The sequence below is a fragment of the Brucella intermedia LMG 3301 genome, assembly GCF_000182645.1.
Lineage (GTDB): Bacteria > Pseudomonadota > Alphaproteobacteria > Rhizobiales > Rhizobiaceae > Brucella > Brucella intermedia.
In genome coordinates this window covers 1,060,918-1,083,477 of sequence record NZ_ACQA01000002.1, presented here as the reverse complement: position 1 = coordinate 1,083,477, position 22,560 = coordinate 1,060,918, and the positions used below count along the sequence as shown (strand labels likewise).

Below are 22,560 nucleotides of genomic sequence, written 5' to 3'. Positions count from 1 at the left end.
ATGGGTATTTTAGACCTGTTCCGGTCCAAACCGGAGGCAGCGCCTTCGGTCGCGCCGAAACGAGCGCCGCGAGCTGACTGGCAATATTTCGACGGCTTGAATGATCCAAGGCTGGCCGCCTTTCTTGGCGGCGGCGCAGAAACTGCGAGCGGCATGGCGGTGACGCCAAAGGCTGCCCTTTTCAACACAACGGTTTTTCGCTGTGTCGACCTCATCTCAGGCAGCATCGGAATGTTGCCATTTTACCTAATGCACAAGGACGGGAAGGGGCGACTTCACCCAGCTGATGATCATTCTCTGTTTGATGTTCTTCTTACGCAGCCGAATAACTGGCAGACGGCGTATGAATTCCGCCGGCAGCTGCAATCACATGCGCTGACCTACGGCAATGCGTATGCCCGTATTGTTCGAAACGGCAAACGTGTGGTGGCTTTGCAGCCCCTGCACCCAACCAATGTCACCGTCGAGCAGAAAGACGACCTGACCGTCATCTACAAAGTCGTCTTGAAGGGTGGTCGATATGTCCAGCTGCCCCAGTCGGAGGTTTTCCATCTCCGCGATATGACGGACGATGGCGTCATCGGCCTTTCCCGTGTTCAGCAGGCAAAAGAAGCCATTGGCCTTGCCATGCAGACCGAAAAAGCCGCGGCTCGCCTATTTAAGAACGGTACGATGGTCGGCGGCGCGCTCACGCACCCAGGTAAACTCGGTGACCCGGAGTTCGAAAACCTCGACACCAGTCTCAAGGAAAAGTTCTCTGGCGCGGAAAACGCCCACAAGTGGCTGATTCTTGAAGAAGGCATGAAGGCAGAGCCGTTCTCTCAGACGGCAAGAGATAGCCAGCAGATCGAGACAAGAAATCATCAAATTGAGGAAGTTGCACGTGCTTTTGGTGTGCCGCGACCTCTGTTGATGATGGACGACACGTCCTGGGGCAGCGGTATCGAAACCCTTGGCCAGCTTTTCGTCCGTTATGGACTGGCGCCGTGGTTCACCGCTTGGGAACAGGCGGTTTCTCGGTGCCTGCTGACCCGAGAAGAGCGTCGATCGTATCAGGCTGATTTCGATGAGCGCGAATTGCTTCGCGGTTCGATTAAGGATCAGGCCGAGTTCCTCGCGAAAGCCTTAGGTTCGGGTGGCTCGAGACCGTGGATGTCCCAGAACGAAGCTCGCGATTATGTGGGCTTGAGCCAGAGCGACGATCCAGACGCGGACAGCCTCAAAAACCCAATGACGCAGCCAGAAACTGGCCGCCCTCCTTCAGGAACACGCAATGAGCCTTAACAGAACGCCGGTTGCTGCCGTTGCGCGACCGAAGTCGTATCAGTGGGATGTGCCTCTCTCCGCCTTGGAGCGGTGGGAGAGTGCTCCCCAAGCGGCAGAAGCAGACGATCCGAACACTATTTCGATCTTTGACGTGATCGGTGAAGATTATTGGACCGGGGGCGGGTTTACGGCTAAGCGAGCCGCCGCCGCGCTTCGATCTATCGGGAAGAACCCGGTCACCGTGAACGTGAATCCGCCAGGCGGCGACATGTTCGAGGGACTGGCGATTTACAATCTCCTCGCAAGCCATCCCGGCAAGGTCACTGTCAATGTGATGGGTTATGCGGCGTCTGCGGCATCAATCATCGCGATGGCTGGCGACAGGGTGATCATGTCGACCGGTTCGATGATGATGATCCACCGAGCTTGGGGCCTTGCTGTCGGCAATACGCACGATTTTACCGACGCTGCGACACTGTTTCAGTCCTTCGATAGTTCAATGGCGGATATTTACGCCGCCCGAACCGGACTGGCGCAAGACGTTGTACTTTCTCTATTGGATGGCCCGTCAAAGGCGTCGGACGGCACTTGGCTATCTGCCGACGAGGCCATTGAAAAGGGATTTGCGGACGAGAAGGGCGCTGGAATCGGCAAGCCAGACGCAAAAGCTGAACTTCCCGCACATATCGCAGCAATGCGCCGAATTGACCGGGCGCTAGCTGCAGCAGGTGAGACGCGGCGCTCGCGTACTCAACTTCTCCATGAAATTCGAGGCGAGCGTGATGCCGCCGAGAACGCCAAGCGCGATGCTGGCGAGGACACGACAAGCGAAGCCGCCATTCGTGCGGCACTTTCCAGCAATTTATCAATTCTCAGGAGGTAGTCCGAATGGACGCTACCGAAATTAAAGCTCTTATCGAAGAGCAGGGCCGCGCATTTGAAGCGTTCAAGGCAGAACACAGCGCTGCGCTCAATGACGTAAAGAAAGGCACGGAAGATGTCGTTCGAACCGAAAAGGTCGATCGCATCAATGCCACTGTCAGCGATCTTCAGGCGGCTCTCGACGAGCAGGCCCAGAAGCTCGCTGCTTTGCAGACGGCAGGTGCCTCGCACCCGGCTCGCGACATCAAGAACGCCGAATACACCAAGGCGTTTGACCGCTTCTTCCGCAAAGGCGATGAGGCAAGCATCGACGCATTCATTCAGGCCAACCCACAGGCCGCGATGAGCGTCGCCGTTCCAGAAGATGGCGGCTATACGGCGCCGACCGAATGGGACCGTACCATCACCGACAAGCTGAAGGTCGTTTCTCCGATGCGCGGTATCGCTTCGGTCATTCAGATTTCTGGTAATGGCTTCTCCAAGCTCTACAACGACCGCGCTACGGCTTCGGGCTGGGTAGGTGAAACCACTGCGCGTCCTGAAACCCCGGCTGCAAAGTTCGCCGAAGTGAAGTTCAACACCGGCGAAATCTACGCGAATCCTGCGGCAACGCAGCGCCTGCTGGACGATTCCGAAATCAATCTCGAAAACTGGCTTGCCGGTGAAGTCGAGACCGAGTTCGCCTATCAGGAAGGCATTGCGTTCGTTTCCGGAAATGGCACCGACAAGCCCAAGGGTCTGCTGACCTATACGGCGGCGAATTCGCACCCGTGGGGCGCAATCCCGACGGTGAATAGCGGTGACGCAGCTGGTCTCACGACCGATGGCCTTATTGATCTGGTCTATGACCTGCCTAGCGAGCGCACCCCGAATGCGCGTTTTGCAATGAACCGCAAAACGCAGGGCGCTATCCGTAAGCTGAAGGACGGTCAGGGCAATTACATCTGGCAGCCGGGTCTGGTTCTGGGCCAGCCAGCAACGGTCCTTGGCTTCCCGGTCAGCGAGCTTGCTGCAATGCCGGACATCGCCGCTGACGCCATCCCGGTTGTCTTCGGTGATTTCCAGCGCGGCTATCTGGTGGTTGACCGCATGGGTATTCGCATCCTTCGCGATCCGTACACCAACAAGCCTTTCGTGCAGTTCTACACCACGAAGCGCGTTGGCGGCGGCGTGACTGATCCGACGGCCCTGCGTTACCATAAGATCGCAACGGCTCCGACACCTTAATCTGAATAGTAACGGGGCGCCTTCGGGCGCCCCTTCATATAGGAGGCGCTGATGGAAGTTCGTGTTTCAAAGGCATTCAGGGCGGTGCCTGAAGGTGAGGTTTATCCGCGCCAGTTTGATGTCGGCGATACTGTGACTGGTCGCATGGCCGAGGTGGCGCGAGCGCTGGGCTGTGTCGCAGATGAGCCTGCCAAGCGGAAGGGTTTCGATCGTGGCGGTGGATCTTGATCGGTTAAAGCGACATCTTCGAATTCAATTCGATGATGAGGACGCAGAGCTTGAAGGTTATTTGTCCGCCGCTCAAGGGTCGGCTCTGCGATATATGAACCGCGACACGGTGCCGACAGGTGCTGAAGCCGAAGTGGATGCGGCCGTGCTGCTTATTGCTGGCGATCTTTACGAAAACCGCGAGCGACAATCGACTGCCGAGCTGTTCGAAAACCGGTCGGCGCGCTGGCTGCTTGATCCGTACAGGCTGTTGAGGGTGTAGTGCCGTTCATCGCAAGTTCATGCATAATTCTTCAAGATGCGTCTTGAAAGGAGTATGCAGAATGAAGCTTGTTAAGGGACTTATTGCTGGGGTTCTGGGCGTCGGGCTGCTGATCGGGGCAGGTGCTGCGCAAGCTGCACCAACAATCAACGTTGCAAAGCCGGACATTAGCTCCAATGTTGAGCAGGTCCGGGATCATCGTGGACATCATTCGCGGAAACACTGGAAGAAGCGGCATTACTATAAGCGCCATCATTGGCGCTCGCACCACCGCCATTACCGTGGGCCACGGTGGCATTCACACCGCTATTACCGACATGACGGCTGGCGTAATCACCATCGTCACCACTATCGCGGTGGGTATTACATCAGAAGAGGGTACTGATTTTAGGGCGCTACGGCGCCCTTTTCTTACGGAGTGATCAATGCCTTGGCTCCGATTTATTGCGACATATGATTTCAGTCCCAAGCCTGCGGTAACGATCCGCTACCCGGCGGGCTACGTCGGACTAGTGACCACACCTTGCGCTAATCGCGCTGTTGCCGCTGGCAAAGCCGAGCGACTTCCAACCCCTACGAAAGACGAGGCCGAAGCATGGCGAAGCGCGCAGGTGCCGGCAGCCTGAACTGCCGTTTGACGTTTCAGCGTCGCGAACAGATAAGCGATGAATGGGGCGGTACACGCGGCGAGTGGGTTGACCAGTTCACCGTACCGGGAAGGCTGGAACCACGATACGGCAGCAACGTTGAAAGCGTCATGGCTGCGCGAATGCAGTCCATGCAGCCGTACAATCTGACCATCCGTGGCAGCAGCGCGGCAAGGCAAATAACGGCATCGTGGCGGGCCTACGACGCTCGGGCAGGTAAGACTGGGGGCAAGCCAAACCGCGTGTTTGGGATAAAGACTGTCGTCAATCCGGACGAGCGCAATGCCTGTTTGGAAATGCTCGTTGTTGCAGGCGAGGAAACCTGATGGTGGTTAAGGTAAAAGGTCTGGATCGCCTGCAGATAAAGCTCAAAAAATTCCCGGAAGTTGCTGAAACACTTGTCAAAGCCGCTATGGAGCAAGGCGCGCAGGACATCGTCAACATGATGCAAAACCTTGTTCCCGTCGATGATGGCGAACTGATGGAAAGCATCGGTTGGACGTGGGGCACCGCCCCCAAATACAGCCAGCGCATCGGCACCGTTAAGTCGAATGACGGCAAGCTGACAATTACGATTTACGCCGGCAATTCCAAGGTGCGTTACGCACATCTGGTAGAGTTCGGCAGCGCGCCGCACGTCAACGGCGGCATGTTCCCCGGAACATTCAACCCGGGTGCCAAGGCGCAGCCCTTCTTTTACGTTTCATGGCGAGCTAAGCGGCGAAGTGCACGGGCCCGAGTGTCGCGCGCAATCACCAAGGCAGCCAAACAGATAGCGGCGGATCGCTAATGGACCCGGTTTTAGAACTTCAGGGCGCAATTATTCAGCGATTGCGCAGCTTTCCCGCGCTTGTCTCGCTGATTGGTCAGCGCAGCTACGATAACCCGCCGACGAATGACCAAGGGCAAGTCTCACCCTCGATTTTTCCGTATGTCAGCGTCGGCGCGTCGAGCGCTCAACAGGCAAACGTCGACTGCATTTTCGCTGACGATATCATTTTCCAACTGGATGTCTGGTCGATTGAGCCAGCCAAAAAGCAGATGCGCGACATCGCAAACGCAGTGCGTCTCGCAACACGAGGGTGGGAGCCTGCTTTGGCATCTAATGCCCTCGTGACATTCGACTACTGGCGAACTGACTACATACAGGACGGCGCGATCAATCATGCGTCGATCCGTTACACGGCGATCATCGAGCAGCCCTAGGGCCTCCACGCCGACCACCCCAAAAATCTATCTATAGACCGCCCTCTGGGTGGTCTTTTTCGTATGGAGGCCGCAATGGCTCAAGCTACGACGATCAAAGGCGGCAAGGTCCGCGTTAAGATCGGCAATGACGCAACGCCGATCGTGTATAAAGCACCATGTGGCTTTACCCAGCGATCGATTACGCTAACCAAGAACCTCAATGAAGTCTCGATCCCGGATTGTGAAAATCCTGACAAGGTCGACTGGATCGGTCGTGACGCCGCATCGCTCTCAATGAGCATTAGCGGCGAAGGCGTGCTAGCTTCAGAATCCGTTGAGGATTGGCTGGATGCAGGTGAGAGCATCGACTCCATCCCGGTACAGGTTGAAATCGAGTTTCCTGCCACGACCTACACCTATACTGGCAAAATGCACGCTGAGAGCCTCGAAATCGGCGCCAACAACGGCGAGCGGGCTACACTCAATGTGTCGCTGCAATCCGACGGCGAGATGGTCCGCACCTCTGCTCCGACGGCCCCGTAATGAGCAGGGACGCGAAAGTCGAACTCGACTGGGCGGATGGTACTTATACCTTCCGCCTCGGTTGGGGTGAATTGGAAGCCTTGCAGGAGGCTTGCGACGCCGGCCCCTGGGTCATTCTGGAGCGGTTATTCACCAAACAGTGCCGCGTCGGCGATATTGTTCATGTTATCCGGCAGGGACTGATTGGTGGGGGCTTGGAACCGACGGCCGCCACGAAACTCGTGCGAACCTACATCGAAAAGCGCCCACCTGCCGAGAATATCGTCTTCGCCACCATCATCCTGCAGGCTGGCATTCAAGGCGTACCGGAAGAGCCGGTGGGGCAGCAAGCGGCGGCAAATCAGACGGAGAGCAACTTGACAGTCTCCCCAACGGAAAAGTCAGATTTGCCGCGGTCTACGGCAACGGGGCGGCGCTCGGATTCACGCCGCAAGAAGTAAGACGAATGTCCATGTGGCAGTTCATGGCTGCCGTTGACGGCTACGTCAAAGCTAACTCGACCGACGATGGCGGTTTGAGCCAGAAGGAAAAAGACGAGCTTTGGGAGTGGGTGAGCGAGGGGTAGGGTTGCTTTCTAGTAGCAACCCAACTGTGTCGCTTCAGCCTGCGCCTGAGCGCGTTCAGCTTCCAGTATTCCAGCATAGTTGGCCCGGCTAAGCAGTTGTTGGCATCTTAGTTCTTTGTTCGCCGTGTCCGATGCCTGATTGCTGGCGCAACCGGACAAAGCCAACATTGCTACGCAAACTGTAGTTATCGCTTTCATAGATCTTCCTCCTCGCAAAGGAGTATGGCTCGTGTCGGCATGATTGGTAAAGTGACGCCGCAAATCTACTTAAACGGATTCAGCGACTTTGCGCCTTTGGCCTTCGGATCGATGGTCAAAGTATATGTGCCGCCCGGAAATTTGTAAGGCGCACATCGTTGCAAGGCCCGGCTGAGCGATTCCACGCCAGCCTTTCCAATCCCGTCTTTCGGGAACTCTTTGGCAGTCACATCCGACAAATCCCCATCTTTATCCAGTTCGACAGAGAGAACAATCTTGCTTGCCAATTTCAAAGAAGCAGGCGGGTTCCAGCACTCCAGAGCGGCCCGCGCGGACGCATCGTTCTGCTCATTAGCCTGCGCGGGAATTGCCATGACGGCGGCAGCAATCACCAAAAAACATACTCTCATGGAGCCTCCCTGCCATGGCAACCAACCTTGAATCTCTTGTCGTCCAATTTTCAGCCGATTTCAAGCGCTTGGAAAACGCCATCAATCGCCAGCGCGGGCAGTTCACGCGGCAGATGCGCCAGATGGAGAAGTCCGCAGATGCCAGTGTGCAGCGCATAAATGCGGCGCTTGGCAATATCGGCAAGGGCACAATGCGAGACCTCGCGGCCCCTTTGACCGGCATTTCTGCCGCTTTGGGGACGCGCGAGTTGATGCAGTATGCGGATGCTTGGACCCAGGCTGGGAACCTCATTCGTTCGTCAGCGACGGCTGCTGGTGTTGGCGCTCGCTCGCTGAATGAATTGAAGGACGGGGCTAACGAAGCCCGAACAAGTCTTGAAGCCTATACTGACCTGTATGCTCGGCTGATCAGATCGGCCTCCGCAGTAGCCAAGTCTGAAGACGAGATTGCTTTGGCGACGTCGCTTGTCTCGAAAGCCTTTAACGCAGGCGGGGCATCGGCACAGGAACAAGCTGCTGGCATCCTCCAGCTTGGTCAGGCGCTTGGATCGGGTGTGCTGCAAGGTGACGAACTGCGATCCCTGCGTGAAAACGCGCCAGTCATCGCGAAGGCGATTGCGGACGAGTTTAAGACGACGATCGCAGGTTTGAAGCAGCTTGGCGCCGATGGGAAGCTGACGTCCGATCGTGTTTTCAAGGCTATCCTGAATGCTCAGAAACCCATTGAAGCGCAATTCAAAGCGACTAACGCAACGATTGCTGACGCATTCACACAGCTGAACAATGAATTCACGGCCTACATTGGAAACGCTGACAAGTCGGCTGGCGCTAGTGCGCAGTTGGTTCAGGCGCTGCAGTACGTGGCCGACAATTTCAAGGAAATTGCCGGCGTCGTCGCAGCGTTTGCAACAGTACTGATTACCGCCTTCACTGGACGGGCGATTGCTGGCGTCGTAGTTGGGATTGGTCAGGCTGTCGTCGCATTGGGTTCTTTTCTGACCGCACTGCGCACCGGAACCAGTGTTGTTGCTGCATTTAGTGCTTCTCTGGGGCCGATTGGCCTTCTTGCAGGTGCAGCTGCTGGGGCGGTTTACCTGCTCTACAACAATATGTCGTCGGGCGACCATGCGGCTAAATCATTCAGCGAAGCCGTTGACGGAAACAAGGTTGCGCTAGAGAGCGCTGCTTCTGCTTCTCGTCAGTATCAGACTGAACTGGTCAAGCAGATCAGTCTGCAGCTCGAGGCCGCCAAAGCGGCTTACGCACAGGCTGATGCGGACTTCTCGGCGGCTAATGCGCGAGCTCAGGGGTTTCGGAAGTTAACCGGGCTCAAGTTTGAACCGCTGGAATATGCCGCCGATCAGGCACTGGCAAACGCAGACGCCCTCGGGTTGGCTGTTGGCAAGTTAGAGGACCAGCAGAAAAAGGCTCAGCAAATCCTCGCCTCAACCCCATCGGGCTACGGCGGCGGCATCCCGGTAACTCCGGACGACAAGAAGAAGGGTCGAACGAAGAAAACCCCTGCTGAGCGCTTTGACGATAACGTTCAACGTATCACCGACCGCACAGCCGCCCTTGTCGCAGAGACCGAAGCACAGCGCCAGATCAACCCGCTGATCAACGACTATGGCTATGCCATGGAGAAGGCGCGTACTGAGCAGGAACTGCTCAATGCGGCGCAAAAGGCCGGTGTTGCACTCACTCCGGAACTGCGAGCACAAATTGCCGCCACAGCAGATCAGTGGGCCCTTGCCAGCGCAGAGGCTAACAAGCTTGCCGAGGCGCAAAACCGCATTCGGGAAACCGCTGAAGATATGGCGGCATTCCAAAAGGATCTGGTCGGCGGGATTGCTAACGATTTTATCAACGGCGCCAGCGCAGCGGAAACCTTTGCCAACGCACTCGGGAGGATTGCCGATAAACTGATTGAAATCGGCCTTGCGAACATCTTCGATACCGACAAGGGCGGCTTCAATCTGTTCGGCGCTCTGGGCGGCATCTTCCGTAAAAACGGTGGACCGGTAAAGCGTGCTGGCGGTGGCATTGTTCGTGGTCCTGGCGGGCCGCGTGGCGACAAAATCCCGGCGATGCTGAGCGATGAGGAATTCGTCGTCAACGCGGCAGCTACGAAGCGCAACCGTGCTTTGCTGGAAGCCATCAACAGCGGGCGTGTTATCGGACTAAAGGACGGCGGCTCGCCTTTGCGCGCGCCATCCATGCCGATTCTGCGCTCATCTGCTGCGACGCAGCAAGCGCAATCCGGCATCGCCGACGTTCGTGTCTTTGTGGATCGTGACGGCAACTGGCAGGCCGAGGTCGAACGCATCTCACAGCGCAACGTCAAGCAGGGACTGGCTTCCTACGACAAGTCTGGAGCTGTTCGGACAGCGCGCGATCTGAGGCAGGTGAATTCAAGAGGACTGGCAAAGTAATGGCTGAACTTCTTCCGACTGGCCTTCGATATCAGCCGACTTTCCCGGTCCTGAATCGCCCGGTTTCCATGTCTCAGTACAGGGATCGGGCCATTTCAGCGATTGAGAACGGCGATCCGTTCTGGACGTGGACGGCGAAAATAAAAGCGATGACGAACGCGCATCGCCAGAGGCTCGAGGCCTTCATCGATCGGTGCCGCGGCGGGCAGGTTACGGTGCATTATACGCCGAAGCATGTTTGCATTCCGCAAGCCTATTGGGGCGACGCGAACAATCCGGCGATTGGCGGTACGGCAACCTTGGGCGCGATCAACGGCAATACACTTACATTAAACGGGGTCGCAGTGGGGCTGAATCTGACGAGCGGCGACTTGGTGGGCTTCACGATCGGCGACTACAACTTTATCGCCCGCATCGTTGCCGACGCCAAAGCGGCCAGCACGAGCGTGCAGGTGAAGGTTGAGCCCTTTCTGCCGTCCTACATCACTGTCGGTGCCACTGTCAGGTTCAAAGACCCCGTTATGAATATGCGGCTCATGCCGCGGACATGGGAAATTGGCGAAGGCAAGTTTCCCGATGCGTCTTTTCAGCTCATTGAGGTGCCGAGGTAGCCATGGCTACCGCTGTCGTCGCGCACGAATAGCGCGAATCCATGTGTTGTTGAACATAATGGCCCCGATGACCAACGCGACGGCGCCGAGGACTATCATGCCGATAGCTACGCCTTGGTCACCGAACTGCTGATACAACCAGCCCGTTCTTTCTACTGCCTGGGCAGGATTTCCAAGGCGAAGAACGCCTTGGATCAAGGCGCCCAAACCGACAATCAACATGCAAACGCTTCTAATCATGCCGGCCAGATATCAGCTGGGCGCGGTTGAATCCACCCTTTCAATGGCTTGGCGGTAACTCATGGCCTTTCCTGCACGTCTACAGCAACTGCTCAACGAGGGCAGGGGCAAGATCGCATCTGCCGTAAAGTTCGAGTTCGGCACCGGCACCTATGGTTTTTTCTCAGGCAAGGGAAGCGTCGATTATGGTGGCCTGACCTATCACGGTAACACCATCATCGATATTGACGAACCAATGTACGCGCTTGGCACAGCGGCCCAACCAGTAACCATGCGCTTGCCCGCTGCCGCCGACTTCGGCCTGACGCCGGATAAACTCGGATTGATCGAGCAAGAAGATTATAAAAATCGACCTGTCACGTTCTACGACTTCTATTTCGACCCGGACAACAACGCTTTCCTTCATGCCGAACCGACCTGGTACGGCTATGTCGATTACATCGACCACCGCGAAGAAAGCGATGAGGTCTGGTTAGAAGGCCACATTGAAACGGGCGCGGTCGACAACTTCCGCGAGGGCTACCGCTACGCCTCGCATGAGGACCAGCAGCTTGTGTCGCCCGGTGACATGCTTTTCGAATACGCCGCGAGGATAAAGAATGAGTTCTTCAAAATCAAATTCGGTTAGGGTTCCCGGTTGGGATCGGGCGTTGGAAGACCTCGCGACGGCTCATGTCTCGATCGCGCCGGAATGGGGCGTTTCGGACTGCCTCATGACTGCCGCCGATGCCATCAAGGCCGTAACCGGCGAAGACCCGCTTGAAGAGTTCCGCGGCAAGTACAAGACGGAAGCTGGGGCAGCCCGCAAGATGCGCGCCAACGGCTGCGAGAACGTCAAGGACGTATTCGAAACCTATCTCCAGCTTGAGCCGGTCAATCGGCTTTCTGCCCGCCGGGGTGATGTGGGCGTTATCCGCATCAATGACGAATACGTGGCCGGGTTCATTTGCGGCTCTGGCTTCGCAGTGAAACAGCCGCATGGGCTCGCGTTCTTGTCCGTGACCGACATCGAGCAGGCCTACAAGGTCGGCCTGTAACCACTTCGACAATTTGCGCCTTTGAAGGTCCGCCAGCAGCGGGCCTTTTTTGTTGCGCCTGCATGAGGCTGTCGCATGCCATTTTTAGCGCCTATCTTCACCGCGATTGGCGGTCTTGTATCGAGCGTGGCCGCATGGGCTGCTGCAAGCCCGATCCTCGCCGGTATCGCGCAGACCGCCTTTGGCATTGCACTCAAATATGCGGTCAATGCGCTGTTCCCTCCCAAGACGCAGAGCCGCGCATCCGAACTGGAAACCCAGTATGGCGCCAATATCCCGCGCTCGGTCATTCTCGGTACCTGCGCGACTGAAGGCCATCACATTTACCGCAACAGCTATGGGTCTGGCGGGCGTCTGATACAGGACGTTTTCGTCCTGTCGAGCTTCCGCATCACAGCGGTGCCACGTGTTCGCTATAATGGCCAATGGCGCATCTTGAGCCAGCAGGACGCCAACGGCTACTGGCTTGTGCCGAACGAAGGAACCAGTGGCGACGATCACGATAACGTCCGCGTCAAGTTCTTCTACGGCACGATGGACCAGCAGGCGGAGCCGACGCTGATCAGCAATGCCCGTCCGGCTGGCCGGTGGACTGCAAACCATCGCGGCGCAGGCGTTGCCTATGCCGTCGTGTTTTCCGAACTGCGCAAGAATGGCGACGGCCTGACCTCTCCGGCAAAGCTGCTGTTCGAAGTCGTCGGTGCGCCGCTTTACGACTGGCGCAAGGACAGCACGATGGGCGGATCAGGCGCGCATCGCTGGGACGATCAGAGCACGTGGGAATATTCCGATAATCCGGTCGTGCAGATCTACAATCTGGAACGCGGTTTTTTCAACGGCACTCAGCGCATGGTCGGCAAGGCTGTTCGTGCAAGCCGTCTGCCGTTGGCAGAATACACCCGGGCTGCGAACATCTGCGACGAAATCATGTCGGACGGTTCGAAGCGCTATCGTGCACACGCAATTGCCAAGGACGGTCCCGGCGCGAACCACGACGCAAATCTGACGCCGATCCTTGAAGCAATGTGCGGCTCGTGGGTGGAGCGTGTTGACGGCGAGTTTCCGATTGCTGGCGCTCCGCAAGCCATCGTTGCAACCATCACCGACGACGATATCAAGCGTGGAGCACCGCTTCGTTTCAGTGCCAAGCGCAAGCGTACCGAACTCATCAATACCGTTGCGGCCTCTTATGTTTCGCCGGATGACTTCTACGAAACCAAGGACGCGGCTACCCGTATCGATGAAGGGGCGCTGGCCGAAGATCGGGAAACGCTTGCCAGTGCCATTCCTTACGCTGCCGTCACCGATGTGCGGCAGGTGGACAGGCTTGCAGATATTGCCATTCGTGGCGCTCGTTATCAGGCATCGGCTGAAATCGTTGTTCATCCGAAATTCCTCGATACCATCAAGGAAGGCCGGTGGGTTCGCTGGAACAGCGCGAAGTATGGAGACCGGACATACCAGGTACTGACGCGCCAGCTTGGCGGGATCAATACGGATGGTGCCCGCGATATCTCGATTGCGCTGCAACAGATCAGCAACGGCGTTTTTGACCCGACGGCTTACGAAACTGACCCTCCTGTCATTATCGTTGTTCCGCCGCCGCAATATCTGGCCGAGGTGCAGAACTTCTTTGTCATTCCATTTAAGGTGGTTGCGGATGGACAGGGAGAAATCCCGGCAGCTCGGTTGCTCTGGGACACTATCGAAGATATCTCGGTCATCGGCGTTAACATCGAATATTGGCCTGCCAATGACCCAACGCAGGTGTTTACGCGGTTTGTCACGTCAGAAGTGACCAATGTTGTTCTATCTGAAGGCCTGACATCCCTCACAGACTGGTTTGTGCGTACTCGGCTGCGTGTCGATAATGGGCGCGCTGTGGCATGGTCGGCAGCAACTCCATTCACTACGCTGGACGCTCGCGGTGATGAAAGCCCGGTCGATTATGGTCGCCTCGACAGCGACGTGAAGGGCCTTGTCAACTGGATGACCGATGACCGGCGCGAGATTATTCGGCAAGCGCAGGAGAATGCGACCGGCACAGCCGATGACGCGCTCAAGGGGTTCGCGAACGTTCTTCGCCTCAGCCAGCAACTGACAAGCACGTTTGGTTCTGCAAAAGCTCAGTGGAAACAGGATATTTTTGTTGCCACCGGGCCGAACAGTGCCATCGGTCAACAGTTGACCGAAATCAATGCGCAATTGTTCACCGACGACGGCGCAAGCGTCATTGATCTGATGCAAGCCCGTGTTGATGGCGTCGAAGGCGATGTAACTGCCATTTCAAACGCTTTGACAGAAGTAAACGCTTCTGTTGATGGCACCGTGGCAAATGCGGCGTGGCGTATGACGGCACAGGCTGGCAGCAGCGGAAACTCAGTAAAGATATCGGCATTTGGTCGATTGGGGATTGGTGATACCTGGAAGCAAGCGGGCTGGTTCGTGAACGTCACGCCAACTGGCAGTCAGTTTATCGTCGTGGCCAATCAGTTCGCCATTGCCGATCCGAACAATGACGGAAGCTATACCTATCCGTTCGTTGTCCAAAATGGCGAGGTCTACATCCAGAATGCGCGCTTGGGCACTCTCAAGTTCGACATCCTCCAAGCCAATAACGGGAAGATGGTCTTGCGCGGTTATGACAACTTCGCAGACATAAGGATTGTGTTCTGATGGGCTTGTTTTTCATGGGTTGGAAACCGGGCGTCGGATCGGTGCTGAAAATCCTCAAGTATGAAACTGATGATCCGTTGACACTGGCGAATTCGGCTTACAATCGGTTTGGAGTGCTCCCCATTTCACCGGACAGGTCGGCTAGTTTGATTTAGCCCTGATGAACTGCCGAGGGGAAGCCATCTTGAGCGCGGAATGTGGATGGATTTCATTATAGTCCTCGATCCATCCGTCGATGAACTGGAGCGCTGTTTCTGCGTCCGGTAGTGCTGCGATGCGAATATAATCCCGCTTCAGGGTTTTGACGAAGGCCTCCGACATGCCGTTCGACTGCGGGCTGGCGACCGGCGTGAAGCAGGGTGTCAGATTGAGTGCTTGCGCAAACAGCCTCGTGTCCCTCGCGGTGTAAGCAGAGCCGTTGTCCGAGAGATGCTCGATTGCATGTGGGGCTCTGGTTCCATTGAAGCGTTTCTCGACCGCCTCCAGCATCATGTCGCGCACGTCTGAGCCGGAGATGCCCGCGTTGGCGACCGCCGTCCAGGCAATGATCTCGCGGTCGAAGGCGTCGATGATGAAGGCGAGACGGATGACCTCGCCGTTCCAGCAGGTGAACTCCAGCCCATCCGAGCACCAGCGCAGGTTGGAGCGCATGACCATGACCTTGCCATCGTGGAGGCGGCCCTTGCGAACGGCTGTGTGCTTTTCCAGCAGCATGGCGTGGTTGCCCATGATGCGATGGACCCGTTTGGCGTTGATGACAGGCTTATCGGCGGCTCGCCTTTCGCGATTGAGGAGCGCGGCGATCCGCCGATAGCCATAGGTTGGCCTTTGATCTACCAGCCTGCGAATGATGGGCAAAAGCTCTGCATCCTCGGCCTTGTGATAGGAGCCGCGCGGCTTCGATCTGCCTTTCAGCCGCTCGTTGAGGTTGGAACGGGATACGCCCAGCGTGTCTGCGACGGCCTTCATCGCGAACCGTCCTTCGGCAACAAGATCGGCCGCGATATCCGTTTTTTTGAGTCTGCTTTGGACAAGGCTTCCCGAAGGATTTCGACCTCCATCGTCTTGCGGCCGAGCATGCGCTCCAGCTCGCGGACGCGATCTTCCAGCTTCTTCACTTCCGAATTGCCGACCACCGGCTCGTCAGAATCCACAGCTGCAGCACCTCCCTCGCTCAAGAGCCTGCGCCACCGATAAAGCAGATTGGGCGCGACGCCATGGCGGCGAGCGGTGGACGATACCGTCTCGCCTGGTTCGAAACTCTGCTCAATGATTGTCAGCTTTTGCTCGGTTGTCCACCGCCTGCGGCGAACATCACCCGTCAGCAATTCAACGTGTCGATACTCGTTAGACATAAGCCTATACCCAAGCCTGTGCTTGAGCCTTTCTGCTTATGCCGACTGTCCGGTCGAAATGGGGGGCAGTTCACGGTTCTTCTTCAATTCTGAGACACAGAACCTGTCCTATATCTGGGACAAGTTCTATTTTTCGACCGGGTTCAATCCGGCAGTTTATCCCGGATCGACTGGCGTGAACGGCAACCTCTACGTGATTGAAGGTACATCTGCTTCGCAGGCAAGGCGGGCGTTCGTAAACCAAATAGTGAGCGGCAGCGATTACTTTCTGTCTTACGAGATATTCCCCCGCTTTCCGGATATGCCAATCGTACCGATTTATGAGGCGAAGCTGATGGACAGCTTTGGGCGAGTGCGTGTTGGTCACATCGATAGCCCATCAGGCAATAAGGACCGCGTTCAAACGGTTCGCGCTTATAATTCTGACATCTGCTACGCGACCCCTGGCGCAACCGGGCCGGGAGGTAACAACATCCGAGGGTTCAGAAGCATTCATCCCGACCTTGGCTATACTGGCTGGGTGGGCCGCATCACTAACAACGAGGGACCATATATTTGCGCATTGAGCAATTCCGACAGTGGCGGCTATTACCGGGCATTGACCTGTCAATGGGACTTGCCCGCAAACAACGCCGCTATCCCCGCACCGGATGCAACGCCAGTTGCCGGACAGGATATGCTTCGGATCAATCCATCGGTTGCAATTCTCACGCGACGGGGATTTACGGTCGATGCCGCTACCGCTCGGCAGTGCATATTCACAAGTACCCGCGTTCCGAATATGTGCGTCATGATGGGGCAAACCGGTCTTATACCGGCAAACACTTCAGTTTACGTGCCGCGAACAACAGATTTCCCTCTGCACGAAACAATGTTCGTTGACACAATCGTGGCGTTGCAGGGGTTGGATTTTACCATCCCGGCTGTTGATCGAACGGCCAACAAGACCGGGCGGCAGATGAAGGTCTTCTACAAGATCGACCCGAACGGCATAACCTTCAGTGTCGAAGGCGATTATGCCGTATATGTCCGTTACATGGTCTATGCGACCAGCACCGACGGTTTTTCGTCCGGCGGTGGCAGCACCTTGCGCAGGCTGGATAACGGTGGCGTCCAGATCAAGAGGCCCGGATCGAGCGATACAGGCCCGACGGGTAACGATATTCTCGTGGATACCCGCTTCCCTTCAATGCGCGTCATGCTTGAGGGATGGATACCGGCGTCGTCATTTTCGACTGCAAACGTGGTGGATAGCCAGTACGGCTCCCATGCTGCCATTGTGAATTTCGACGGTTCGGGGCAGTTCATTTTTCCTAAGGTGATGTGCAACTGGCCGGAGCGGATCACGCAGGGTTTCCATCAATATGTGCGCCTGCCAAACACCAATGCGTGGCAACCTACGAGCCAATCATGCGTGACTGTCGTAGAGACTAACCGGATCGTCATTCACATCAGCCCTGGCGCACCTACGACAATCGACACCTCAACAGGCAGCTTTCTCTACAATCTGCCAGACCCCATCGGCGTCCGTTACTACATCTTGAGCGCCACGACGCTCTAAGCTCTCAGGAGAAAAACCTATGGCTGTTTTGTCCGACTACACGTCGGGAACGATTTCGCTTGCCAATGGCTCAGCGACAGTTACTGGCACCGGGACGCTTTTCGAAGTCACGCGGTTTCGGGAAGGCGACACGCTTCAAATCCAGAACCTGACGGCGGTCATCGCCAGTGTCGACAGCGACACACAATTGACGCTCACCGAACCATGGACTGGCACGAGCATTGTTGATGGTCCGTATCGCGCTCGACAGCTTGCCGACGGCACCCGCGTGGGTACGCAGGCTGCAGCGCTCATTGAGCTTCTGGGCGATGGCACCTTGGCTGGTCTGGCGGCTCTCGGCGTCGAGGAAGGGAAGGCCCCGGTCGGCGGTCCTGCCGGTCAGTATGTGTTGGCCGACATGGTAACAGACCCGAACGGAAGCCTTGGCAAGCTGGCGGCGCTGACGCTTGCGGCACGGCAGATATTGCAGACGGATGCAGCGGGCGATCTGAAGCAAGTTGCACTGGCTGCAAACAAACTCCTGAGAACGGATGCCAACGCAGATATTGCACAATCTGATATTACGGCCGCCGCAATCGCCCTGCTCAATCTTAGTGGAACTGCCGCCGCTGACCGGCTCCCGTACCTTACTGGCGCAAGTGGTGCTGGACTGACGGCCCTTACCGCGTTCGCCCGGACGGCGCTTGCAGCAAATGACGGTTACTCAATGTGGCAAGCGATGGGTGGTGCAACTGTCAGCGGGACATTCAAGCTTCCGGGCGGTTGGCTTTTCCAGTTTACGCGCAGTTCATATGTGACTGATAGCGGCGGGTATGCCGCTGTCACATGGCCAACTGCCTTTGGAAATACTGAATATCTCTGCTGGTCATTTCTCGCATCCAGTAGCACAGGATCGCCGGTTTGGACAATTTGGAATACATCTCAAGGTCTTAGCCAAGCCAACGTGTACTGCGAAAACCGCTCCAGCAACCTTCCTTTCTCGGGACAGGCAATACTAATGCAGAGTCTAGCTATTGGAAAAGCGCCATGACCATCTATGCAACTTTTGACGCACAGGGCTTCGTTTCAGGCTTTTGGGACAGTAATTTCGTTAGTAACAAGCAATCCATCCCGAAAGAAGCAATTGAAATATCGGACGATGACCGACGAAAACTTCTCGAAGCACCATCTACGCGCAAATGGAAAGATGGAGAAGTTGTTGAATGTGAAATAGTTCCAACGCAGCCCGCGATAGAAGAATATCGTCTCGGTATCCAGAGTTATATCGATAGCAAGGCGAAGGAGAAGCAATACGAAAACGGTGCTACGTTCGCGAGCTACGTAAATTCTACCATCCCTCAATGGGCAAATGATGCTTCGGCCTTTGTTAAGTGGCGGGATGACGTTTGGCTGTATTCTTTCTCAGAACTTGATAAGGTTCAGTCGGGCTTGCGGGACCAACCGGCTGTAGAAGACTTTCTCAAGGAACTGCCGGGGCTTGAGTGGGCTGACGTTTGAACGGCAGATTAATTTCCTTGGCCTTTCTGCGGCCGAAATCGGTAAGTGGCTTCTCGAATGTTCGATAGGTGATTTCGCATATTGTCAGCGTCAACACCAAACCAAGAACAAGAATGGCTACGGCCTGCGCATCTCCCAGGGCATCTTTGGACCCGTACCAACGGTAAAAAGCTTCGTACACTGTCAAGAAACAGAAGGCATGCAGGAGGTATATCCCGTAAGACCTGCCGCCTACCCACGCTATAGGGCGCCAAACGGTACGCGTACTCTTAAATAAAAACCCGGATTGATACGAGCAGAGCCAGACCAGAATGGCTGAGAGTACTGCCACCAAGCCTATCGAATAACGGTTGGCCCCGCCTGCTACCAGCCAACAGATCAAGAACAAGGTCGAGGCCAAAACTACGCGTCGTATCGTTGCGGACTTCATGAAAGTCGGGCGAAATTTGCTGAGAACGCCTGCATTTTCAGCTACAGCAATCAGGACGCCCCACAGGAGCGCGTCGAGCCGCGTGACCCAAAAGACCGAGAACAATGGTCGATCCAATGGGAACTGAACAATAATTAATGCCACTGCGATCCACCAAAATTTCCGCCGAAAGAAAACAATCAGTAGCGGCAACGCTATGTAGAACTGTTCCTCCAGCGACAGCGACCAAAAGTGAACATTCACTCCGCAGTAATCGCTTGGATTGACCGTGCACCAGTAGGCTCGCCAGTTCGACATATAGAATGACTGGAAGAATGCATCCGTGAAATTGCCCACAGGGGTTTTGAAAGCTCCCATGTCATTCCAGAAGGCGGCTAGAAGGACGGAGACTAACAGCGTCAGCCAAGCCATAGGTATTAATCGGAAAAATCGCCTGATCCAAAATCTAGCAATTGTATCCGTTTGTTGAGCTGGAGAGGCGCTCCGCAAGTCCAAAATCGTCCGCGTAACGACGTAACCTGAGATGGCAAAGAATATATCGACGCCCGCCCAGAAATGGAACTGTCGTAGTACGGGAACCCAATATGCATCCTTGACTGGTGCCAGAAATGGGTAGTGAGCCAGCATGACCAGAATTACGGCTATACCTCGTAAAACCTCAATTTCTTGATTCTTGTGATTGCTCAAGTTCGGAACCGCCGCTAACATCCCTCGTCTTAGAATTAGCTCATCGCTTCAAAAAACAAAACAAGGAATGACGAACGAGAAAGAAGATTTTCTCCGCTGCTCCTGCATTGTTCTTAGATTGCCGCAGTTCTATTGGTGAGGCGAGGGCCGTTGTATTGCTCTCGCCGTCCTCCTGAAGCCTACTGACGGCGTACGTCTTGATTTAGCGGGTGAGGAATTAATTCTGCTTCACTATTTTCGTTGGCGGGAGCGTTCGCATCAAGGTTTTCTAGGAAATCTACCGCCTTTTGAATGTCATCGAAGGGGATTTGGCGAATTAAATCCTCCGGTAAATTCCACCATTGGCTTTTGAGAAGAGAACGTATCACGTTCTCTTCAAATCTATACCCGATCACGTCCGCAGGTATTCCAGTTACGATAGAGTATGGCGGCACGTTACGGGTCACTACGGCCCGAGCGCCGATGATTGCGCCATCGCCTATCGTCACGCCGTTCTTGATCCATGCGCCATCACCGATCCACACGTCGTTGCCTATAGTGATTGGCTCGATATACCAAAAGCCATCATAGGTCGGCATATCAGGCGTTTTGAAGCCAAGTTCGTCAAAATAAAAGAATGGAGAAGACGACAGAAAGTCTTTCGGGTGGTTCCCGTGTCCAATCACTACCCGTTGCCCGATTGAACAGAAAGAGCCGATCACTGTGCCTACGCTCTGAATATGTGTGTCGGGCGCAGCATAGGTGTAACGTCCGACATGTTGGATAGGGGGAGCCCAAGTCTGAACCGGATGGCGAATTATCTTTTGGTTTCTAAAGCAATTTAGATACCGATCCCACAAGGCATGATCCTTTTGTTCGCTCTGTGGAGCGATCATCAACTGAGGTCGAGCGGCATCCAGCAGCAGCTGCTTCAGGATGTCCCGTATAGCCTTGCTCGGATGAATGTAGGAACCAAGTCGTCTTTTATAATGCCGATAACGAGATATCGGAGCCTGTACGGGTAGCTGGGGTGCTTTGATTGGCTCAGGTGGATCCGATTTTTGAGTGCGCTCGATATTCTCCAGTATCAAGTTGATATCATACCGGGTTCGGCTTTTAATGAAGTTTGTGATGTGCTCGATTTTCTCGATGCTGGAGCCTTGCTCAAAATGCCCGTTAGCAAAGTACAATGCTCGACGCTTAATAAACGGGCATCTGTCTTCTATGAGAACTCGATCGGCGCAACTGATGACGAAATTATACGGAGAGATATTTGCATACTTTTCTGATGGGGAGAAGGCCGCAAACTTGTACCCGCGGGCAGAAAAATATGGGGTCTGGGCCAGCTCGTGCAGATTAACTGAGGCTACGTAGCTGTCGATTTCTGGTAGGTTCTGCCAATAGTTGCGAAAATCCTGGGTAGCAGTGAGTGACCTGCGATACACGACAAAATACGATTGGAGATGTTGAATGTCGTCGCGGTTCTTCACCTTCTCATTAAACCCGGCAAGCCCCCAAAAATCGCAGGGCTTGTCATCCATTCGGGAAAACAATTCTGAAAGCGGAAACACTGGTCCGAATAACGTGAAGTTGGTGACGAGGACCTCGTCAAACTCACCCAAACGATCGTAGCCGATATGCTCAAAAGCATCCTTATAAGCCCAGGCATCAAGGCCGACGTTTTCACGGATAATCAACCGGTTAGAAGAGGCCCGCAGCTTTCTATAGCCATCAGTATTCACTTCTCCGTTCACGACGACAACTATCTCGGAACAGTGCTCGCCTAGCGCTTTTAATGAATGAACGACGTAATCATCAACGATACCGTCAGCATCCCAGAAGAAATATACTAGCAATCGCTTATTAGCAGCTGGACGCGTGACGATAGACAAATTCTTCATAATAAACCCCCGTAGCCCAAACATCATGCCTTGTAGGTAACGATGTGTCGTTATCAAACCGCAATATCATCAACGATCAGTTGCATCCAGATTAATTTCACTCTCACTTTAATTAAGAGGTGTTGCTCACTAAGGCGGCTTTCTCTTTGCCGAAAGGAAAAAGCCCCGGCAAGGTTTCATTAACCGGGGCAGGCGCCTTGGGAAATCTAGCTGAAAGCAACGATAAGCGCCCAGTCGACATTTAGAAGTTAGATTGTAAACAATCCGTATGTATCCGAAAGAAAACCCCGGTGCCGTGTCGCGATCACCGGGGTCCGCGCATGTTTGAAGCGGTGGCTTCATCCGCGCCAATTGATTATCTCACAAAATAAGGAAACCACCAATGGACAAAACCGTGCCTACTGGCGCGGCGCTTAAAGCGTCCAGCCGTAAACCGCGAGCGCAGCCCCACCAACGGCGCCGATGACAGACCAACCAATCATGCTAATCCCCATGAAGCTATGATACGTTTCGGCGGAAATCTTTTTGAAAACTGCAAACACCAAGAGGTTTGCAGCAGCGCCGACGATTAGACCGATACCGTTGGCGACGTAAGCGGCTGGATGAAGCGCCATGCTCTGCATGAAATATGGGCGCAGCAGGAAAGTCGCTCCCAGCATACCTCCGATCAACACAAAAACGGAAACCATTCCGAAACCGGACCATCTTACTAGCATTTGCTCAATTACCTTTGTCATG

At 55.2% G+C, this 22,560-nt stretch carries 24 protein-coding genes; 18 read left to right on the top strand and 6 right to left on the bottom strand.

All coding sequences use genetic code 11. The features are described 5' to 3' along the window. The 10 genes from OINT_RS17510 to OINT_RS17465 all read left to right on the top strand — a co-directional run bounded on the left by OINT_RS17510 (position 1) and on the right by OINT_RS17465 (position 6,683). Positions 1-1,284: a phage portal protein gene (locus tag OINT_RS17510; RefSeq protein WP_039853336.1), complete on the top strand. Its 1,284-nt coding sequence runs from the start codon at positions 1-3 to the stop codon at positions 1,282-1,284. Beyond that, positions 1,274-2,149 carry a head maturation protease, ClpP-related gene (locus OINT_RS17505; protein WP_006469226.1) on the top strand — a complete coding sequence of 292 codons (876 nt, stop codon included), beginning with the start codon at positions 1,274-1,276 and terminating at the stop codon, positions 2,147-2,149. The genes OINT_RS17510 and OINT_RS17505 overlap by 11 nt, the downstream gene beginning before the upstream one ends. Positions 2,150-2,154: 5 nt before the next feature. Beyond that, positions 2,155-3,375: a phage major capsid protein gene (locus OINT_RS17500; protein ID WP_006469225.1), complete on the top strand. Its 1,221-nt coding sequence runs from the start codon at positions 2,155-2,157 to the stop codon at positions 3,373-3,375. Between the two features lie 51 nt (positions 3,376-3,426). Further along, entirely contained in the window at positions 3,427-3,603 is a 177-nt protein-coding gene (locus OINT_RS23895) for a hypothetical protein (protein WP_006469224.1), read from the top strand. Further along, complete coding sequence (locus OINT_RS17495) at positions 3,587-3,865, top strand: head-tail connector protein (protein ID WP_006469223.1); 279 nt, start codon at positions 3,587-3,589, stop codon at positions 3,863-3,865. The genes OINT_RS23895 and OINT_RS17495 overlap by 17 nt, the downstream gene beginning before the upstream one ends. 595 nt (positions 3,866-4,460) lie before the next feature. Next, positions 4,461-4,838: a head-tail adaptor protein gene (locus OINT_RS17485; protein WP_039853335.1), complete on the top strand. Its 378-nt coding sequence runs from the start codon at positions 4,461-4,463 to the stop codon at positions 4,836-4,838. Beyond that, on the top strand, positions 4,838-5,302 hold the full coding sequence (locus OINT_RS17480; RefSeq protein ID WP_039853333.1) for an HK97 gp10 family phage protein: 465 nt from the start codon (positions 4,838-4,840) through the stop codon (positions 5,300-5,302). Before OINT_RS17485 ends, OINT_RS17480 begins: the two co-directional genes overlap by 1 nt. Next, a complete protein-coding gene (locus OINT_RS17475) occupies positions 5,302-5,718 on the top strand; it encodes a DUF3168 domain-containing protein (RefSeq protein WP_006469221.1) in 417 nt (138 codons plus the stop codon). The genes OINT_RS17480 and OINT_RS17475 overlap by 1 nt, the downstream gene beginning before the upstream one ends. A gap of 75 nt (positions 5,719-5,793) precedes the next feature. Further along, positions 5,794-6,243, top strand: coding sequence for a phage tail tube protein (locus OINT_RS17470; protein WP_039853328.1), 450 nt, complete (start codon positions 5,794-5,796; stop codon positions 6,241-6,243). Beyond that, complete coding sequence (locus OINT_RS17465; protein WP_006469219.1) at positions 6,243-6,683, top strand: gene transfer agent family protein; 441 nt, start codon at positions 6,243-6,245, stop codon at positions 6,681-6,683. Before OINT_RS17470 ends, OINT_RS17465 begins: the two co-directional genes overlap by 1 nt. 388 nt (positions 6,684-7,071) lie before the next feature. On the opposite strand, the gene OINT_RS17460 is transcribed toward OINT_RS17465, so the two are convergent. Further along, a complete protein-coding gene (locus tag OINT_RS17460) occupies positions 7,072-7,416 on the bottom strand; it encodes a hypothetical protein (protein WP_138920927.1) in 345 nt (114 codons plus the stop codon). A 14-nt stretch (positions 7,417-7,430) separates the two neighbouring features. On the opposite strand from OINT_RS17460, the gene OINT_RS17455 reads away from it, so the two are divergent. Both OINT_RS17455 and OINT_RS17450 read left to right on the top strand, forming a co-directional pair. Beyond that, positions 7,431-9,848, top strand: coding sequence for a tape measure protein (locus tag OINT_RS17455; RefSeq protein ID WP_006469217.1), 2,418 nt, complete (start codon positions 7,431-7,433; stop codon positions 9,846-9,848). Then, complete coding sequence (locus OINT_RS17450; protein WP_006469216.1) at positions 9,848-10,459, top strand: hypothetical protein; 612 nt, start codon at positions 9,848-9,850, stop codon at positions 10,457-10,459. The genes OINT_RS17455 and OINT_RS17450 overlap by 1 nt, the downstream gene beginning before the upstream one ends. Positions 10,460-10,465: 6 nt before the next feature. Here OINT_RS17450 and OINT_RS17445 read toward each other — a convergent pair whose 3' ends face one another. Further along, entirely contained in the window at positions 10,466-10,681 is a 216-nt protein-coding gene (locus OINT_RS17445; protein WP_006469215.1) for a hypothetical protein, read from the bottom strand. 79 nt (positions 10,682-10,760) lie between these two features. Here OINT_RS17445 and OINT_RS17440 point away from each other — a divergent pair, with 79 nt between their 5' ends. The 3 genes from OINT_RS17440 (at position 10,761) to OINT_RS17430 (ending at position 14,412) form a co-directional block, all read left to right on the top strand. Beyond that, positions 10,761-11,327: a hypothetical protein gene (locus OINT_RS17440; protein ID WP_006469214.1), complete on the top strand. Its 567-nt coding sequence runs from the start codon at positions 10,761-10,763 to the stop codon at positions 11,325-11,327. Next, positions 11,299-11,736, top strand: coding sequence for a DUF6950 family protein (locus OINT_RS17435; protein WP_006469213.1), 438 nt, complete (start codon positions 11,299-11,301; stop codon positions 11,734-11,736). The genes OINT_RS17440 and OINT_RS17435 overlap by 29 nt, the downstream gene beginning before the upstream one ends. 75 nt (positions 11,737-11,811) lie before the next feature. Continuing rightward, positions 11,812-14,412, top strand: coding sequence for a phage tail tip fiber protein (locus OINT_RS17430; protein WP_006469212.1), 2,601 nt, complete (start codon positions 11,812-11,814; stop codon positions 14,410-14,412). Positions 14,413-14,553: 141 nt separating this feature from the next. On the opposite strand, the gene OINT_RS17425 is transcribed toward OINT_RS17430, so the two are convergent. Beyond that, a protein-coding gene (locus tag OINT_RS17425; protein WP_115168607.1) for an IS3 family transposase occupies positions 14,554-15,767 on the bottom strand; the annotation gives its coding sequence in 2 pieces (ribosomal slippage) (positions 14,554-15,431 and positions 15,431-15,767; 1,215 coding nt in all). 22 nt (positions 15,768-15,789) lie between these two features. On the opposite strand from OINT_RS17425, the gene OINT_RS17415 reads away from it, so the two are divergent. Genes OINT_RS17415 through OINT_RS22525 form a run of 3 tightly spaced genes read left to right on the top strand, consistent with a single transcriptional unit; the run spans position 15,790 to position 18,825 of the window. Next, positions 15,790-17,328: a hypothetical protein gene (locus tag OINT_RS17415; protein ID WP_006469211.1), complete on the top strand. Its 1,539-nt coding sequence runs from the start codon at positions 15,790-15,792 to the stop codon at positions 17,326-17,328. 19 nt (positions 17,329-17,347) lie between these two features. Then, a complete protein-coding gene (locus OINT_RS17410; protein ID WP_006469210.1) occupies positions 17,348-18,358 on the top strand; it encodes a hypothetical protein in 1,011 nt (336 codons plus the stop codon). After that, a complete protein-coding gene (locus OINT_RS22525; protein WP_050791025.1) occupies positions 18,355-18,825 on the top strand; it encodes a hypothetical protein in 471 nt (156 codons plus the stop codon). Before OINT_RS17410 ends, OINT_RS22525 begins: the two co-directional genes overlap by 4 nt. Here the strand turns inward: OINT_RS22525 and OINT_RS17400 are convergent. From OINT_RS17400 to OINT_RS17390, 3 genes are all read right to left on the bottom strand, one after another. Further along, positions 18,788-19,942 carry an acyltransferase family protein gene (locus OINT_RS17400; protein WP_172491081.1) on the bottom strand — a complete coding sequence of 385 codons (1,155 nt, stop codon included), beginning with the start codon at positions 19,940-19,942 and terminating at the stop codon, positions 18,788-18,790. The genes OINT_RS22525 and OINT_RS17400 overlap by 38 nt on opposite strands. A gap of 179 nt (positions 19,943-20,121) precedes the next feature. Beyond that, a complete protein-coding gene (locus tag OINT_RS24375) occupies positions 20,122-21,822 on the bottom strand; it encodes a rhamnan synthesis F family protein (protein ID WP_115168614.1) in 1,701 nt (566 codons plus the stop codon). A gap of 413 nt (positions 21,823-22,235) precedes the next feature. Continuing rightward, the gene (locus OINT_RS17390; protein WP_235691680.1) at positions 22,236-22,559 is read right to left on the bottom strand and encodes a hypothetical protein; all 324 of its coding nucleotides are present in this window, start codon (positions 22,557-22,559) and stop codon (positions 22,236-22,238) included. Position 22,560 lies beyond the last annotated feature (1 nt).

Excerpts from the sequence above, each read along its gene's own strand:
- OINT_RS17475 (WP_006469221.1), top strand. The coding sequence starts at position 5,302 with ATGGACCCGGTTTTAGAACTTCAGGGCGCAATTATTCAGCGATTGCGC.
- OINT_RS17485 (WP_039853335.1), top strand. The coding sequence starts at position 4,461 with ATGGCGAAGCGCGCAGGTGCCGGCAGCCTGAACTGCCGTTTGACGTTT.
- OINT_RS17500 (WP_006469225.1), top strand. The coding sequence starts at position 2,155 with ATGGACGCTACCGAAATTAAAGCTCTTATCGAAGAGCAGGGCCGCGCA.
- OINT_RS17435 (WP_006469213.1), top strand. The coding sequence starts at position 11,299 with ATGAGTTCTTCAAAATCAAATTCGGTTAGGGTTCCCGGTTGGGATCGG.
- OINT_RS22525 (WP_050791025.1), top strand. The coding sequence starts at position 18,355 with ATGACCATCTATGCAACTTTTGACGCACAGGGCTTCGTTTCAGGCTTT.
- OINT_RS17445 (WP_006469215.1), bottom strand. The coding sequence starts at position 10,681 with ATGTTGATTGTCGGTTTGGGCGCCTTGATCCAAGGCGTTCTTCGCCTT.
- OINT_RS17480 (WP_039853333.1), top strand. The coding sequence starts at position 4,838 with ATGGTGGTTAAGGTAAAAGGTCTGGATCGCCTGCAGATAAAGCTCAAA.
- OINT_RS17410 (WP_006469210.1), top strand. The coding sequence starts at position 17,348 with ATGGCTGTTTTGTCCGACTACACGTCGGGAACGATTTCGCTTGCCAAT.
- OINT_RS17460 (WP_138920927.1), bottom strand. The coding sequence starts at position 7,416 with ATGAGAGTATGTTTTTTGGTGATTGCTGCCGCCGTCATGGCAATTCCC.
- OINT_RS17465 (WP_006469219.1), top strand. The coding sequence starts at position 6,243 with ATGAGCAGGGACGCGAAAGTCGAACTCGACTGGGCGGATGGTACTTAT.
- OINT_RS17470 (WP_039853328.1), top strand. The coding sequence starts at position 5,794 with ATGGCTCAAGCTACGACGATCAAAGGCGGCAAGGTCCGCGTTAAGATC.
- OINT_RS17430 (WP_006469212.1), top strand. The coding sequence starts at position 11,812 with ATGCCATTTTTAGCGCCTATCTTCACCGCGATTGGCGGTCTTGTATCG.
- OINT_RS17390 (WP_235691680.1), bottom strand. The coding sequence starts at position 22,559 with ATGACAAAGGTAATTGAGCAAATGCTAGTAAGATGGTCCGGTTTCGGA.
- OINT_RS17505 (WP_006469226.1), top strand. The coding sequence starts at position 1,274 with ATGAGCCTTAACAGAACGCCGGTTGCTGCCGTTGCGCGACCGAAGTCG.
- OINT_RS17440 (WP_006469214.1), top strand. The coding sequence starts at position 10,761 with ATGGCCTTTCCTGCACGTCTACAGCAACTGCTCAACGAGGGCAGGGGC.
- OINT_RS17450 (WP_006469216.1), top strand. The coding sequence starts at position 9,848 with ATGGCTGAACTTCTTCCGACTGGCCTTCGATATCAGCCGACTTTCCCG.
- OINT_RS23895 (WP_006469224.1), top strand. The coding sequence starts at position 3,427 with ATGGAAGTTCGTGTTTCAAAGGCATTCAGGGCGGTGCCTGAAGGTGAG.
- OINT_RS24375 (WP_115168614.1), bottom strand. The coding sequence starts at position 21,822 with ATGAAGAATTTGTCTATCGTCACGCGTCCAGCTGCTAATAAGCGATTG.
- OINT_RS17455 (WP_006469217.1), top strand. The coding sequence starts at position 7,431 with ATGGCAACCAACCTTGAATCTCTTGTCGTCCAATTTTCAGCCGATTTC.
- OINT_RS17510 (WP_039853336.1), top strand. The coding sequence starts at position 1 with ATGGGTATTTTAGACCTGTTCCGGTCCAAACCGGAGGCAGCGCCTTCG.